Source organism: Streptomyces sp. DSM 120436 (assembly GCF_055778765.1).
Genome location: NZ_JBSKBS010000001.1, coordinates 3,173,111 through 3,186,798, shown reverse-complemented (window position 1 = coordinate 3,186,798; position 13,688 = coordinate 3,173,111). Strand labels below are relative to the sequence as shown.

The 13,688-nt window shown below is 71.4% G+C and carries 11 protein-coding genes; 4 read left to right on the top strand and 7 right to left on the bottom strand.

Translation table 11 applies throughout. The features are described from left to right. Positions 1 to 15 precede the first annotated feature (15 nt). Positions 16 to 2,181 carry a RecQ family ATP-dependent DNA helicase gene (locus ACWH4W_RS14470; RefSeq protein ID WP_473076135.1) on the top strand — a complete coding sequence of 722 codons (2,166 nt, stop codon included), beginning with the start codon at positions 16 to 18 and terminating at the stop codon, positions 2,179 to 2,181. A gap of 212 nt (positions 2,182 to 2,393) precedes the next feature. Further along, positions 2,394 to 3,008 carry a hypothetical protein gene (locus tag ACWH4W_RS14465; RefSeq protein WP_473076134.1) on the top strand — a complete coding sequence of 205 codons (615 nt, stop codon included), beginning with the start codon at positions 2,394 to 2,396 and terminating at the stop codon, positions 3,006 to 3,008. Positions 3,009 to 3,293: 285 nt separating this feature from the next. On the opposite strand, the gene ACWH4W_RS14460 is transcribed toward ACWH4W_RS14465, so the two are convergent. The 3 genes from ACWH4W_RS14460 to ACWH4W_RS14450 all read right to left on the bottom strand — a co-directional run bounded on the left by ACWH4W_RS14460 (position 3,294) and on the right by ACWH4W_RS14450 (position 5,390). Beyond that, entirely contained in the window at positions 3,294 to 3,917 is a 624-nt protein-coding gene (locus ACWH4W_RS14460; RefSeq protein WP_473076133.1) for a hypothetical protein, read from the bottom strand. A gap of 66 nt (positions 3,918 to 3,983) precedes the next feature. After that, positions 3,984 to 4,685: a ribonuclease HII gene (locus ACWH4W_RS14455; protein ID WP_473076132.1), complete on the bottom strand. Its 702-nt coding sequence runs from the start codon at positions 4,683 to 4,685 to the stop codon at positions 3,984 to 3,986. A gap of 81 nt (positions 4,686 to 4,766) precedes the next feature. Further along, entirely contained in the window at positions 4,767 to 5,390 is a 624-nt protein-coding gene (locus ACWH4W_RS14450) for a TetR/AcrR family transcriptional regulator (protein ID WP_473076131.1), read from the bottom strand. Between the two features lie 185 nt (positions 5,391 to 5,575). Between ACWH4W_RS14450 and ACWH4W_RS14445 the strand changes: the two genes are divergently transcribed. Further along, positions 5,576 to 7,123 carry an MFS transporter gene (locus tag ACWH4W_RS14445; RefSeq protein ID WP_473076130.1) on the top strand — a complete coding sequence of 516 codons (1,548 nt, stop codon included), beginning with the start codon at positions 5,576 to 5,578 and terminating at the stop codon, positions 7,121 to 7,123. Between the two features lie 389 nt (positions 7,124 to 7,512). On the opposite strand, the gene ACWH4W_RS14440 is transcribed toward ACWH4W_RS14445, so the two are convergent. The 3 genes from ACWH4W_RS14440 to ACWH4W_RS14430 all read right to left on the bottom strand — a co-directional run bounded on the left by ACWH4W_RS14440 (position 7,513) and on the right by ACWH4W_RS14430 (position 9,861). Beyond that, the gene (locus tag ACWH4W_RS14440) at positions 7,513 to 8,427 is read right to left on the bottom strand and encodes an ADP-ribosylglycohydrolase family protein (protein WP_473076129.1); all 915 of its coding nucleotides are present in this window, start codon (positions 8,425 to 8,427) and stop codon (positions 7,513 to 7,515) included. After that, positions 8,417 to 9,136: a histidine phosphatase family protein gene (locus ACWH4W_RS14435; RefSeq protein ID WP_473076128.1), complete on the bottom strand. Its 720-nt coding sequence runs from the start codon at positions 9,134 to 9,136 to the stop codon at positions 8,417 to 8,419. Before ACWH4W_RS14435 ends, ACWH4W_RS14440 begins: the two co-directional genes overlap by 11 nt. Positions 9,137 to 9,255: 119 nt before the next feature. Then, positions 9,256 to 9,861, bottom strand: coding sequence for a YdbC family protein (locus ACWH4W_RS14430; RefSeq protein WP_473076127.1), 606 nt, complete (start codon positions 9,859 to 9,861; stop codon positions 9,256 to 9,258). Between the two features lie 156 nt (positions 9,862 to 10,017). Here ACWH4W_RS14430 and ACWH4W_RS14425 point away from each other — a divergent pair, with 156 nt between their 5' ends. Beyond that, positions 10,018 to 10,551, top strand: coding sequence for a TerD family protein (locus ACWH4W_RS14425; protein ID WP_473076126.1), 534 nt, complete (start codon positions 10,018 to 10,020; stop codon positions 10,549 to 10,551). A 114-nt stretch (positions 10,552 to 10,665) separates the two neighbouring features. Here ACWH4W_RS14425 and ACWH4W_RS14420 read toward each other — a convergent pair whose 3' ends face one another. Beyond that, positions 10,666 to 13,560, bottom strand: a complete 2,895-nt coding sequence (locus ACWH4W_RS14420) for a vitamin B12-dependent ribonucleotide reductase (protein WP_473076125.1) — start codon at positions 13,558 to 13,560, stop codon at positions 10,666 to 10,668. Positions 13,561 to 13,688: the final 128 nt, after the last annotated feature.

Below are 13,688 nucleotides of genomic sequence, written 5' to 3'. Positions count from 1 at the left end.
TGTTGTATGGGACCCATGGAGCACACGAGCAACACGGATCTCCGGACGGCCGCCGACGCGGTGCTCGCCCGTCTCGTCGGCGACGAGACGGGCACCGCCCGGCTGCGCGACGACCAGTGGCGGGCGATCGAGGCGCTGGTCGCCGACAAGCGCCGGGCCCTGGTCGTCCAGCGCACGGGCTGGGGCAAGTCCGCGGTGTACTTCGTGGCCACCGCGCTGCTGCGGGCCCGGGGCAGCGGGCCGACCGTGATCGTCTCCCCGCTCCTTGCGCTCATGCGCAACCAGGTCGAGGCCGCGGCCCGGGCCGGGGTCCGTGCACGGACCATCAACTCCTCCAACAGCGAGGAGTGGGACGCCATCCGGGCCGAGATCGACGCCGGTGACGTCGACGTGCTGCTCGTCAGCCCCGAGCGGCTGAACAACCCCGACTTCCGCGACCAGGTGCTCCCCCGCCTCGCGGCCGCGACCGGACTGCTCGTGGTCGACGAGGCGCACTGCATCTCCGACTGGGGCCATGACTTCCGCCCGGACTACCGCCGGCTGCGCACGATGCTGAGCGACCTCCCGGAGGGGGTACCGGTCCTCGCCACCACCGCCACGGCCAACGCCCGGGTGACCGCCGACGTCGCCGACCAGCTCGGCACGGGTGGTTCCTCGGACGCGCTCGTGCTGCGGGGGCCGCTGGACCGGGAGAGCCTCAGCCTGAACGTGCTGCGCCTGCCGGACGCGGCGCACCGCATGGCCTGGCTCGCCGACCACCTGGACCAGCTCCCCGGTTCGGGGATCATCTACACGCTGACCGTGGCCGTGGCCGAGGAGGTCGCCGCGTTCCTGCGACGGCGCGGCCATGCGGTCGCCTCGTACACCGGCCGGACGGAGAACGCCGACCGGCAGCAGGCCGAGGAGGACCTGCTCGCCAACAAGGTGAAGGCCCTCGTCGCCACCTCCGCCCTCGGCATGGGGTTCGACAAGCCCGACCTGGGCTTCGTGGTGCACCTGGGGTCTCCGTCATCGCCCATCTCCTACTACCAGCAGGTCGGCCGCGCGGGCCGCGGTGTCCGGCACGCGGAAGTGCTGCTCCTGCCGGGCAAGGAGGACGAGGCGATCTGGGAGCACTTCGCGTCCCTCGCCTTCCCCCCGGAGGAGACCGTGCGGCGCACGCTCGACGTGCTGGCGCGCGCCGAACGGCCGCTGTCCCTTCCCGCGCTCGAACCGCTCGTGGAACTGCGCCGCTCCCGCCTCGAGACCATGCTGAAGGTGCTCGACGTGGACGGGGCGGTGAAGCGGGTCAAGGGCGGCTGGGCCGCGACCGGACAACCCTGGACGTACGACGCCGAGCGGTACGCGTGGGTGGCGCGTCAGCGCGCGGCCGAGCAGCAGGCGATGCGTGACTACGTGTCGACGACGGACTGCCGGATGGAGTTCCTGCAGCGGCAGTTGGACGACGAGGGCGCCAAGCCCTGCGGCCGCTGCGACAACTGCGCGGGCGCCCGTTACACGGCTGAGGCCTCCGCCGTGGCGCTCGACGCGGCCCGCGCCGACCTCGGCCGGGCGGGCGTCGAGGTGGATCCCCGGCGCATGTGGCCCACCGGGCTCCCCGCGATCGGCGTGGATCTGAAGGGCCGCATCCCGGCCGGGGAGCAGGCGGCGCAGGGTCGGGCGTTGGGCCGGCTGTCGGACATCGGCTGGGGCAACCGGCTGCGTCCGCTGCTCGCGCCGCATGCGCCGGACGGGCCCGTGCCCGACGACGTCGCGCGTGCCGCGGTGGGCGTGCTCGCCGACTGGGCCAAGGGGCCCGGCGGTTGGGCGCCGGGGGTGGACGACGCCCAGCCCCGGCCGGTCGGGGTGGTCACCGTCGCCTCGCGCACCCGGCCGCAGCTCGTCCAGTCGCTCGGGACGCACATCGCGGAGACCGGCCGGCTGCCGCTGCTCGGGACGGTGCAGAGCACGGGCGAGCAGCATCGGCTCCCCCGCAGCAACAGCGCCCAGCGGCTCAAGGCCCTCGCCGGCGCGCTGACCGTGCCGGCGGAGCTCGCGGAGGCGCTCGCGCGGACCGGCGGCCCGGTGCTGCTGGTGGACGATTACACCGAGACAGGGTGGACGCTCGCTGTCGCGGCACGGCTGCTGCGGCGGGCGGGTGCGCAGGGAGTGCTGCCGCTGGTACTGGCCGTACAGGGCTGACCGGAGGGTGCCGTTCGGCGGGTGGGGATATTAGCCGCGGATCCACCGATAACGACCCCCTGTCCCAATTGCTCGTTGCCGCATCCAAGTTCGACAGGAAGAATCGAAGGACGCACCCGCACGGCTCGCCCGCCGACCAGGTAAGGCTCTGTTGCGTGCGCGCTCCCCGAATCCGACCCGCCCGCAGTGTGGGCGTAGCCGAAGGGAGGACCGTGACCTTCGGATTCGCTCCGTCCTCGGCGGCGTCGCTGTCGACGCCCGCCGCATCCGCCCGCCGTGTGCTCGAACCCGCGGAGTGGGCGGCCGCGGGAATCCCGCTGCTGCGCAGTCCGCGCGAGGTCGTCAGCGGACTGCACGCCCGGCACCGTCCCGGCCCGGCGACCGCGGTCGTCGCCGTGCTCGATGCCGACGAACGCCTGCGGGCGAGCGCGTCGTTCACCCGGCGTTCCTCCGCCGCCGACGGCTGGATGTACCGCAACGTGCTGCTGGCCCAGCTGCGCAGGGTCATCCCGCACGACCTGCGGCGCCGCACCCCGGTGCGCACCGCCGTCCTGCTCTACTGCCGTGAGGGCGACGCCCGCTGGACGGAGGAGGACGGGGCCTGGATGTGGGGGCTGCGGGACGCCTGCACCCTGCACGGGCTGCGCTGCGGCGCGTACATCACACTGACCCGTGACGGCTGGCAGGTGCTGGGGGAAGGGCGCGGCGGCCGCCGTCCCAGCGCCCATTCGGAGCCGGAGCCGGTCGCCATGTCCGAGGCGCCGCCGCGGATCCACCGCACGGGCGGGGCGGCGTCGGACGTGCTGCGGCGCGCGGCGGCCCGCTGACGTCACCTGGATGCACTGCCGACGTCCGGCTCCGCACGTCCGGCGTGCGTGCCCGTGGCACCGGCACGTTCCGACGTGCGGCGCCACGGAGCGACCGTGGACCACGCATGCCTCGCGGGCCGTCCGGCAGACACCGAGGACCCGCGCGCCACGCCCCCGCGCCGTGCGCCCTCATCCGTCGCCGGGCGCACCGAGGGGCCAGCGGTGCGGGCACTGCGACCGCCGGTGTTCACGCGTGCGTGCGACGGCCTCGTCCGCCGTGCCGGTCGACGCCGTGGCGTCGGCTCAGACCCCGGCGCCCAGCACGGAGTTGATGCGCTGCGGGTCCCCGCAGACGATCAGCAGCGCGCCGGCCCGGGCGTGGGCCGTCTTCAGTGCGGAGGCGGTCAGGGACTCGGGACCGCCGTTGACGGCGACCACCACGACGGGACGCGCCTTGGCACGGTCCGCCACCCGGGCGTCCGTGTAGAAGACGTCGTCACCGGAGTCGTGCTGGGCCCAGTAGGCGGCTTCACCGAAGGACAGTTCGTGGGTGGCCCACGGATGCTGGTCACCGGTGGTGATCACCAGCACGTCGCCGGGGGCACGGCCCGAGTCCAGAAGCAGGTCGACGGCTTCCTCGGCGGCGTCGAGCGCCCCTTCGACGGATGCCGGGATCAGCTGGACCTGCGGGCCGTTGGCGGCGGACGGACCCGAAGGGCCGGGTTTGGCGGCGGGGGCCGCGTCACGCGGCGCACGCTGGGCCGGAGGAGCCGGCCGCGGCGGGCCGGGACGACCGGGACGCGACGGAGCCGCGGGACGGGGACCGGGTACGGGGCGGGGGGTCGGCGCGGTACGGCCACTGGCCGGCGTGGCGCGGGGACCCTGGGCACTCTCGTGAATCTGAGGCTCCTCGGGAGGGAGAGGCATGAGCTGATTTTTATCAAACGTTGGCACGGCCGGCGTCACCGGGTGGCACATCAGTGCGAGCGAGCGTCAGAAGTCGAAGCCGAGTTGGCCCTCGACCTCCGGGACGCGCGCCTCCGTCCAGGTGCGGGCCTTCTTGAGGTGCCGCCACTGGGGCAGCGCATCAAGATACGCCCACGACAGGCGGTGGTACGGGGTGGGTCCCCGGACCTCCAGCGCGGCCCGGTGCACGGGGGACGGATACCCGGCGTTGTCCGCGAAACCGAAGTCTGCATGGTCGGCGCCCAGTTCGGCCATCATTTTGTCGCGCTGGACCTTGGCGATGACCGACGCCGCCGCCACGGCCACGCAGGACTGGTCGCCCTTGATGACCGTCCGGACCCGCCAGGGCGAGCCCAGATAGTCGTGCTTGCCGTCGAGGATGACCGCGTCGGGCCGGACGGGCAGGCCCTCCAGGGCGCGGACGGCCGCCAGCCGGAGTGCGGCGGTCATCCCCAGGGTGTCGATCTCCTCGGGCGACGCGTGCCCCAGGGCGTACGACGTGACCCAGCTCCGCAGCGTCTCGGCGAGTTCCGTGCGGCGCTTGACGGTGAGGAGCTTGGAGTCGGTGAGTCCCCCGGGGGGCCGGCGCAGTCCGGTGATCGCCGCGCAGACGGTGACCGGGCCGGCCCACGCGCCACGCCCCACCTCGTCGACGCCTGCAACGATCTTCGCTCCGGTCGTGGCGCGGAGTGAGCGCTCGACGGTGTGAGTAGGCGGTTCGTACGGCATGGCGCCCTTAGCGTACGCCGCCCGGTCCGGCGTGCGACACCCGGTTCCCCGACTGCGGTCACCGCCGTCATCACCCCGTGATCAGGAGGCGCGCGGCCGCAGCAGCGGGACCATCAACTGGTCGATCATCTGCTCCAGATCGACGTCCGACCATTCGCTTCCGCACATCTTCGAGCGGTACATCATCATCGCCGGAATGATGTCGAAGACGTACCCGTTGGCCGCGTCGGGGCGCACCTCCCCCCGCTCGATCCCGCGCTCGATCACCTCGCGGAGCTTCGCGAGGGTCGGTTCGATGACGCCGTTGACGATCACCGCGTGGAAGTGCTCGGCCTCCGTGCTGTCGCACTCGTGAATGACCGCACGCAGGGCACAGCCGGGTTTGGAGAACATCGCGTCCCGGGCCCTGAGGCACAGCTCCAGCAGGTCCTCGCGCACGCTTCCCAGGTCCGGCGTCTCGTCGAACTCGGGCAGCGCGGCGCGCAGGGCGTCCGCGACGAGGTCCTCCTTGGAGGGCCAGCGCCGGTAGACGGCGGCCTTCCCGGTCTGGGCGCCGGCGGCGACGCCTTCCATCGTCAGGCCGTTCCAGCCGACCGTGCTGAGCTGCTCCAGCGCGGCTTCGAGGATCGCCTGTTCCAGTACGGCGCCGCGACGGCGCGAGGCGGCCGTCTGAGCCTGGGCGGCCGCCCGGCTCGTAGTAACCATCTGACTCTCTCCAACGAGCAGAGGAAGCGGGCATGGGGGGATGAAGCACCCGCCGCGCGGCGCCGAAGGGGGACACGCCGACACGACGACCATTCAGTGAACGCTTGCGTTCACTGTCGAGGGCTCCTACCGTTGACGCAACAGTGAACGCACTCGTTCACTAACTCATTCGTGGGGGACCCATAGTGACCACCTCTCCTTTGCTCCAGGATCCACAGCCGGGTGCGGCCCGCCGACAAGGGCGTCCCGGTGTCGCGCTCGCCGTCATCGCGGCCTGTCAGCTCATGGTCGTACTCGACGCGACGATTGTGAACATCGCGCTCCCGCACATCCAGAATGCCCTGCAGTTCAGCACCACCGATCTGACGTGGGTGGTCAGCGCCTACACCCTGACCTTCGGCGGGCTGCTGCTCCTCGGCGGCCGGGCGGGCGACATCCTCGGCCGCCGCCGCGTCTTCATGAGCGGCATCCTGCTGTTCACCGCGGCCTCCCTGCTCGGCGGGCTGGCCCAGGAGCCCTGGCAACTGCTCGCCGCGCGCGTCCTGCAAGGCGTGGGCGGAGCGATCGCCTCGCCGACCTCGCTGGCACTCATCACCACCACCTTCCCGGAGGGCCCCGAACGCAACCGCGCCTTCGGCGTCTTCGCCGCGGTCTCGGCGGGCGGCGGCGCCATCGGGCTGCTCGCGGGCGGCATGCTCACCGAGTGGCTCGACTGGCGGTGGGTGCTCTTCGTCAACGTCCCCATCGGCCTGCTGATCGCCGTCCTCACGCCGATGTACATCAACGAGTCCGAACGGCACACCGGCCGCTTCGACATCGCGGGGGCGGTGACCTCGACGGCCGGTATGGCCACGCTCGTCTACGGCTTCATCCGCGCGGCCGAGGAGGGCTGGCGGGACAGTCTCACCATCGGCTCCTTCGTCGCCTCGGCGATCCTCCTGGCGAGCTTCGCCCTGGTCGAGTCCCGCGCCAAGGAACCGATCATCCCGCTGCGGATGTTCGCCGACCGCAACCGCTCGGGCACGTATGTGATCATGCTCAGCCTCGCCGCGGCGATGTTCGGCATGTTCTTCTACATCGTTCTGTTCGTGCAGAACGTCCTCGGCTACACCCCGATCGAGGCCGGTCTCGCCTTCCTGCCCGTGACGGTCGTGATCGCCGCCGGCGCGGGGGTGTCGCAGCGGTTCCTGCCGGTGTTCGGACCCAAGCCGTTCATGATCATCGGCTCGGCGCTGGCCGCCCTCGGCCTGGCCTGGCAGACGCTGATCGACTCCGACAGCTCCTACGTCAGCGGCATCCTCGGACCGATGCTGGTCTTCGGCTTCGGCATGGGCCTGAACTTCGTGACGCTGACGCTCACCGCGGTCTCCGGAGTGGCCCAGCACGAGGCCGGCGCCGCCTCCGGTCTGCTCAACGCGACGCAGCAGGTGGGCGGATCGGTGGGCCTGGCACTGCTGACCACGGTGTTCGGCACGGCCAGCCGGGACGAGGCGAAGCAGCAGGTGCCGGCCTTCCTCGCCGAGGGGACGGCGGAGCAGCAGGCGGAGTTCGCCCGGACCCAGCAGCTTCCGGCTCCCTGGGGGCACGAGGTGCTCGCGCAGGGCATCTCCTCGGCGTTCGTCCCGGCCGCCGCGATGGCCGTGCTGGCCCTGGCCGTCGCCTGGCTCGTCATCCGGGTCCGCAAGAGCGACCTGGAGGCGCTGTCCGGTTCGGCGGGACCGGGCATCGGCTGAGGGGAACACCGCACGCGTCCGGCCCGGCGACGCACCGGCCGACTTCACGGGGGCCGGCCGGGCGTCGCCGGGCCGGCCCGCGTGCCTGAGCAGTACGGCGCACAGCACCAGCAGAACGCCCGTCCACACAGCCGGATCACCCGCCCGCACGGCCATTCCGCACACCTCCCCACGTCTCACGCCCCGTCCCCGCGCCACATCGACACGTGTCAGCCCCCATCGGACCTCACACCGCCCGCAGCGGACACACCGACAACGAGCGAACGGTCACACAGAGTTCCCCTCATGCACGGAGAGTTCCGACCGGTCGAAAGCGCCCGGCGTCCCGTTCCGGCGCGAGCGCGAGCGCGAGAAGGCCCGCGAGCCGAGCCACGTCACAGGCCGAGGCCTCAGACCTCGACCGCCCGCGCCACCCACTCCGGCAACGGCTCCACCCGCTCCGCCCACTCCTCGGGCGGCGCCCCCGCGGAGCCCGCCGCGAGCACCCCGCCCACAATGGCGCAGGTGGTGTCGACGTCCCCGCCCACCTGCGCGGTCGTCCAGAAGGCGTGCTCGTAGTCGCCCAGGGAGCGGGCGGCGGACCAGAGCGCGAAAGGCACCGTGTCGTGCGCGGTCGTACGCCGTCCGCAGCCGAGGACGGCCGCGACGGTGGCCGCGTCGCCGTAGTCGAACATGTCGCGCGCCCGGCGCAGTCCCGCGCCGACCGCGCTCCGCGCGGGCACCAGTGCGATGACTCCGTCGAGCAGGTCCTCGGCGCGGGGCGGGCCGTCCGGCGCCGCGACGAGGGCGGCGGCCGCGGCGACGGCCATGGCGCCGACCACGGCCTCCCGGTGCTGGTGCGTGGGGTAGGCGGAGATCTCCGCCTGGTGCGTGGCCTGCTCGGGGTCGTCGGCGTACCAGGCGCCCAGCGGCGCGATCCGCATCGCGGCGCCGTTGCCCCACGAGCCTTGGCCGTTGAAGAGCGCGGCGGCCAGGACTCGCCAGTCACCGCCTTCGCGGACGAGCCGCAGCAGCCGGTTGACCGCGGGGCCGTACCCCCGGTCGAAGTCGTGGCGGTGGGCGAAGGAGTGGGCCAGGGCGTCCTGGTCGATGCGGTGGTGCGTGGCGAGGACGGTGACGACGGAGCACGCCATCTCGGTGTCGTCGGTCCACTGCCAGGGGCCCTCGGGCAGTTCGCGGCGCTTGAGCAGCGGGTAGTTCACCGGCACGAAGAACTGCGAGCCGAGCGCGTCCCCCACCGACAGGCCGCGCAGGCTGGCCAGGGCGCGCTCCAGCCGCGTCTCCGGGGAATGATCAGTGGTCATCGCCTCGCGACTCCCTCATCCTGTTCTCGCCGGCTCCAGCACATTCCGTCCGTCCCGTGATCGGGTAGGGCTCCGGGTCCCGCCAGCGTTCGAAGGGCCGGTCGAGGGTGTACTTCCCGTTCTCGCCCAGGAGGAGCATCCTCACTTCGGCGTTCCCCGGGTTGGACAGCGACTCGAACTCCGCCACGGTCCAGTGGAACCACCGCATGCAGAACAGCCGCATGGCCAGGCCGTGGGTGACGATGAGGACGTTCGGCGGGTGGTCGGGGGCCTCGAAGCTGCGGAACAGGCTCTCCAGGAAGCCGCCGACGCGGTCGTAGACGTCGGCGCCGGACTCGCCCTGGGCGAAGCGGTAGAAGAAGTGGCCGTAGGCGTCCCGGTAGGCCTTCTGCAGGCGCACGTCCTCGCGGTCCTGCCAGTTGCCCCAGTCCTGCTCGCGCAGCCGGGGCTCCTCGCGGACGCGTATCAGGTCCGGGTCGAGGTGGAAGGAGTGCAGGGTCTCGAGCGTCCGTCGGTACGGGGACACGTAGACGCTGACCCGTTCCCGGCCGAAGAGGTCGCGGAGCCGCTCGCCCGTCTCCTCCGCCTGCTTCCTGCCCCGCTCCGTGAGGCCGAGGGCGTGGTCGGGTTCGCGCTCATAAATGGTGTCGTCAGCATTGCCCCTTGATTCACCGTGCCGGACAAGGACGATGCGCCGTGGTCGTGCCATGCCGAAACCCTAGATCGGGTGAGAGCGCTTCGGGCACTCGCGCGCGTCCCGTACGGCGTATGTCACACCAGTTCGCCCCAGTTCGCCGTGCGCGGGCCGCCGGAGCGTCCACCGCCGGCTCACACCGTCCAGGCGGACTCCATGTCGACGATGTCGCCGGCGAGGGCCGCGACGTCCGCCTCGGTCTGGGCCCGCAGCGCCAGCCGCTCCACGCGCTCGGTCCGGTACTTGCCGTGTTCGGCGGCGGACCGCCACATCGACAGGACCAGGTACTCACTGCCCGGCGCCTCGCCGAACAGCCCCCGCACCATGCCGGGCGAGCCGGCCATCGCCGGGTTCCACACCTTCTCCTGCATGAGGACGAAGTGCTCGGCGCGTTCCTCGTGGACCCGGCACAGCGCGACCCTGATCAGGTCGGCGTCGGTGAAGCGCGGCTCGAACCCGGTCTTCACGTCGAAGCGGTGGTCGAACAGCCTGACCTGGGCGTCCTTGAAGGTGCCCGCCTGGGACGCGGCGAGCCGGTCGTGGGACCGGGCCATGAAGGAGTCGTAGAAGGCGCGGCTCTCCCAGAAGGAGAAGACGTGCGCCACGTCCTGGCGCCCCCGGCTCCACCCTCCGCCCTGCGCGCGAAACCCCGGCTCCCCCAGAAGCCCCGCCCACTTCCGCTGCCCCCGCTCGAACCCCCGACGGTCCACCACGGTGCAGCGAATCCACTTGACCAGCACCGCGCCATCGTAAGGCCAGGGAGCGACGCCCGGTCCTCCTCGGGAGGACCGCGTACCGGCGCCCGGGAGCGCGGGCATGGCAGGATGGACAATCTGCCGCGAACATGCGGCAGTTGGGGTGCGCCGGCAGGACGGTCACGAGGAAGGGGACAACGGGTGAACGGCCTCAGCAAGGGGATCCGCAAGGTCGAGATCGCGCTGCGGTGGGATCCGAGTCCGTCGGGAGAGCCCTCCACCGACCTCGATCTCGTCGCCGCGCCTTACCTGGAGAACGCCCCGCACGGCGACCCCGCCTACGTGGTGCACTTCGACAGCCGCTCCCCCGACGGCACCATCACGCTCAGCCGGGACAGCCAGGACGGCAAGGGGTTCGGGTACGACGAGGTCATGACGCTGGAGCTGGACCGCCTGGACCCGCGGTACGGGCGCGTGGTGGTCGGGGTCGTCATCCAGCAGCACCAGGCGCGGCGGACGTTCTCCGAGGTGGGCAACCCGGGGCTGCGCATCCGCGAGGGCTACGACGTCCTGGCGGAGGACGACTTCGGCAGGGTGCCCGGGGCGGCGGCGGCCACGGTCGCGGAGTTCGTCCGGGAGGACACGGGCCGCTGGGAGTTCAGGGCGGGCGTGCACGGCTTCGACGGCGACCCGGTGGACTTCCCCCGCGAGATGGGCGCGGCCCGCCGGGCCTGACGCCGGCGGACCGTCGGCGGTACGGCCGGGAACGCCCGAGGGCGGTGGCACCGGGATCCCGGTGCCACCGCCCTCACCGTCCCACCCCCGGGCAGCGCCCGGAGAGGGCGGGCGTCAGCTGCAGCCGCTGGTCGAGCCGCAGCCCTCGCAGATGTAGCAGGAGCCGGCCCGCTGCATCTTCGTGCCGCAGGAGAAGCACAGCGGGGCGTCGGCCTGGATGCCCAGCTGCATCTCCACCAGCTCGGCGCTGGTGTGGGCCTGCTTCGGGGCGGGCTCGGCCGCCTCGGTGTCGGCCTTCGGCGGGGTGACCGCCTTCAGTTCCTGGGCGCGCGGAGCCGACTGCGCCAGGCCCTCGACGTCGACGTCCTCGTCGGCCGGCTCGTACGAACCGGTCTCCAGGTGACGCTGCCGCTCCTCGGCGGAGTGGATGCCGAGCGCGGAGCGCGTCTCGAACGGCAGGAAGTCCAGCGCCAGACGGCGGAAGATGTAGTCGACGATCGACTGCGCCATCCGCACGTCCGGGTCGTCCGTCATGCCGGCCGGCTCGAAGCGCATGTTGGTGAACTTCGAGACGTACGTCTCCAGCGGCACGCCGTACTGGAGGCCCACCGAGACGGCGATGGAGAAGGCGTCCATCATGCCCGCGAGCGTCGATCCCTGCTTGGACATCTTCAGGAAGACCTCACCGAGACCGTCGTCCGGGTAGGAGTTGGCGGTCATGTACCCCTCGGCGCCGCCCACCGTGAAGGAGGTGGTGATGCCGGGACGGCCCTTGGGGAGGCGCTTGCGGACCGGGCGGTACTCGACGACCTTCTCGACCGCGGCGCGGATCGTCTCCTCGGCCTTCTCGGTGACCTCGGCCTTCTCCTTCTCCTTGGTCTTGGCGGAGAGCGGCTGGCCGACCTTGCAGTTGTCGCGGTAGATGGCGAGCGCCTTGACGCCCAGCTTCCAGGCCTCGAAGTAGATCTCCTCGACCTCCTCGACGGTCGCCGACTCCGGCATGTTGACCGTCTTGGAGATGGCGCCGGAGATCCAGGGCTGGATCGCGGCCATCATGCGGACGTGGCCCATCGGGGAGATGGCGCGCTCGCCCATGGCGCAGTCGAACACCTCGTAGTGCTCCTGCTTGAGACCGGGGGCGTCGATCACGTTGCCGTGCTCGGCGATGTGGGCGACGATCGCCTCGATCTGCTCCTCCTGGTAGCCCAGGCGGCGCAGGGCCTGCGGGACGGTGCCGTTGACGATCTGCATCGAGCCGCCGCCGACCAGCTTCTTGAACTTGACCAGGGCGAGGTCGGGCTCGACACCGGTGGTGTCGCAGGACATCGCCAGGCCGATGGTGCCGGTCGGGGCGAGCACGGACGCCTGGGCGTTGCGGAAGCCGTTCGTCTCGCCGAGGCGCAGCACGTCCTGCCAGGCCTCGGTGGCGGCGGCCCACACCGGGGTGTCCAGGTCGTCCATGCGCACGGCGGTGCCGTTGGCGTCGGCGTGCTGCTTCATGACGCGCTTGTGGGCGTCGGCGTTGCGGGCGTAACCGTCGTACGGGCCGACGATCGCGGCCAGCTCGGCGGAGCGGCGGTAGGCGGTGCCGGTCATCAGGGAGGTGATGGCACCGGCCAGGGCACGGCCGCCGTCGGAGTCGTAGGCGTGACCGGTGGCCATCAGCAGGGCGCCGAGGTTGGCGTAGCCGATGCCCAGCTGCCGGAAGGCGCGGGTGTTCTCACCGATCTTCTGGGTCGGGAAGTCCGCGAAGCAGATCGAGATGTCCATCGCGGTGATGACCAGCTCGACGACCTTCTGGAAACGCTCGGTCTCGAACGACTGGGCGCCCTTGCCGTCGTCCTTGAGGAACTTCATCAGGTTCAGCGAGGCCAGGTTGCAGGACGTGTTGTCCAGGTGCATGTACTCGCTGCACGGGTTCGACGCGGTGATCCGGCCGGACTCGGGGCAGGTGTGCCAGTGGTTGATGACGCCGTCGTACTGGATGCCCGGGTCGGCGCAGGCCCAGGCGGCCTCGGCGATCTTGCGGAAGAGCGCCTTGGCGTCGACCTCCTCGATGACCTCACCGGTCATGCGGGCACGCAGGCCGAACTTGCCGCCCTTCTCGACGGCCTCCATGAACTCGTCGTTGACGCGCACGGAGTTGTTGGCGTTCTGGTACTGGACGGACGCGATGTCGTCGCCGCCCAGGTCCATGTCGAAGCCCGCGTCGCGCAGGACGCGGATCTTCTCCTCCTCCTTGACCTTGGTCTCGATGAAGTCCTCGATGTCGGGGTGGTCCACGTCGAGGACGACCATCTTGGCGGCGCGGCGGGTGGCGCCGCCGGACTTGATGGTGCCGGCGGAGGCGTCGGCGCCGCGCATGAAGGAGACCGGTCCTGAGGCGTTGCCGCCGGAGGAGAGCAGTTCCTTGGAGGAGCGGATGCGGGAGAGGTTCAGGCCGGCGCCGGAGCCGCCCTTGAAGATCATGCCCTCTTCCTTGTACCAGTCGAGGATCGACTCCATGGAGTCGTCGACGGACAGGATGAAGCAGGCGCTGACCTGCTGCGGCTGGGGCGTGCCCACGTTGAACCACACGGGGCTGTTGAAGCTGAAGATCTGGTGCAGGAGGGCGTAGGCCAGCTCGTGCTCGAAGATCTCGGCGTCGGCGGGCGAGGCGAAGTACTTGTTGTCCTCGCCGGCCTTCCGGTACGTCTTCACGATGCGGTCGATCAGCTGCTTGAGGCTGGTCTCGCGCTGCGGGGTGCCGACGGCACCGCGGAAGTACTTGCTGGTGACGATGTTGACCGCGTTCACCGACCAGAAGTCGGGGAACTCCACGCCGCGCTGCTCGAAGTTGACCGAGCCGTCGCGCCAGTTGGTCATGACGACGTCACGGCGCTCCCAGGCCACCTCGTCGTACGGGTGGACCCCCGGGGTGGTGTGAATGCGCTCGACGCGCAGTCCCTTGCCGGCCTTGCTCGCCTTGGCTCGGGAACTACGTGCCGGACCGCTCGCCGTCTCTGTCATGCCGCCTCCCTGATACGGGCGAAAACGCCCTGAAGTGCCCCGATGTTCCCGTGGCACGGTGTTCTGTCTGATGCTGCGGGCACCCACTCGCCTGCCCGCAACGGGTCTGCTCGTCGCCGCCGGCCGAA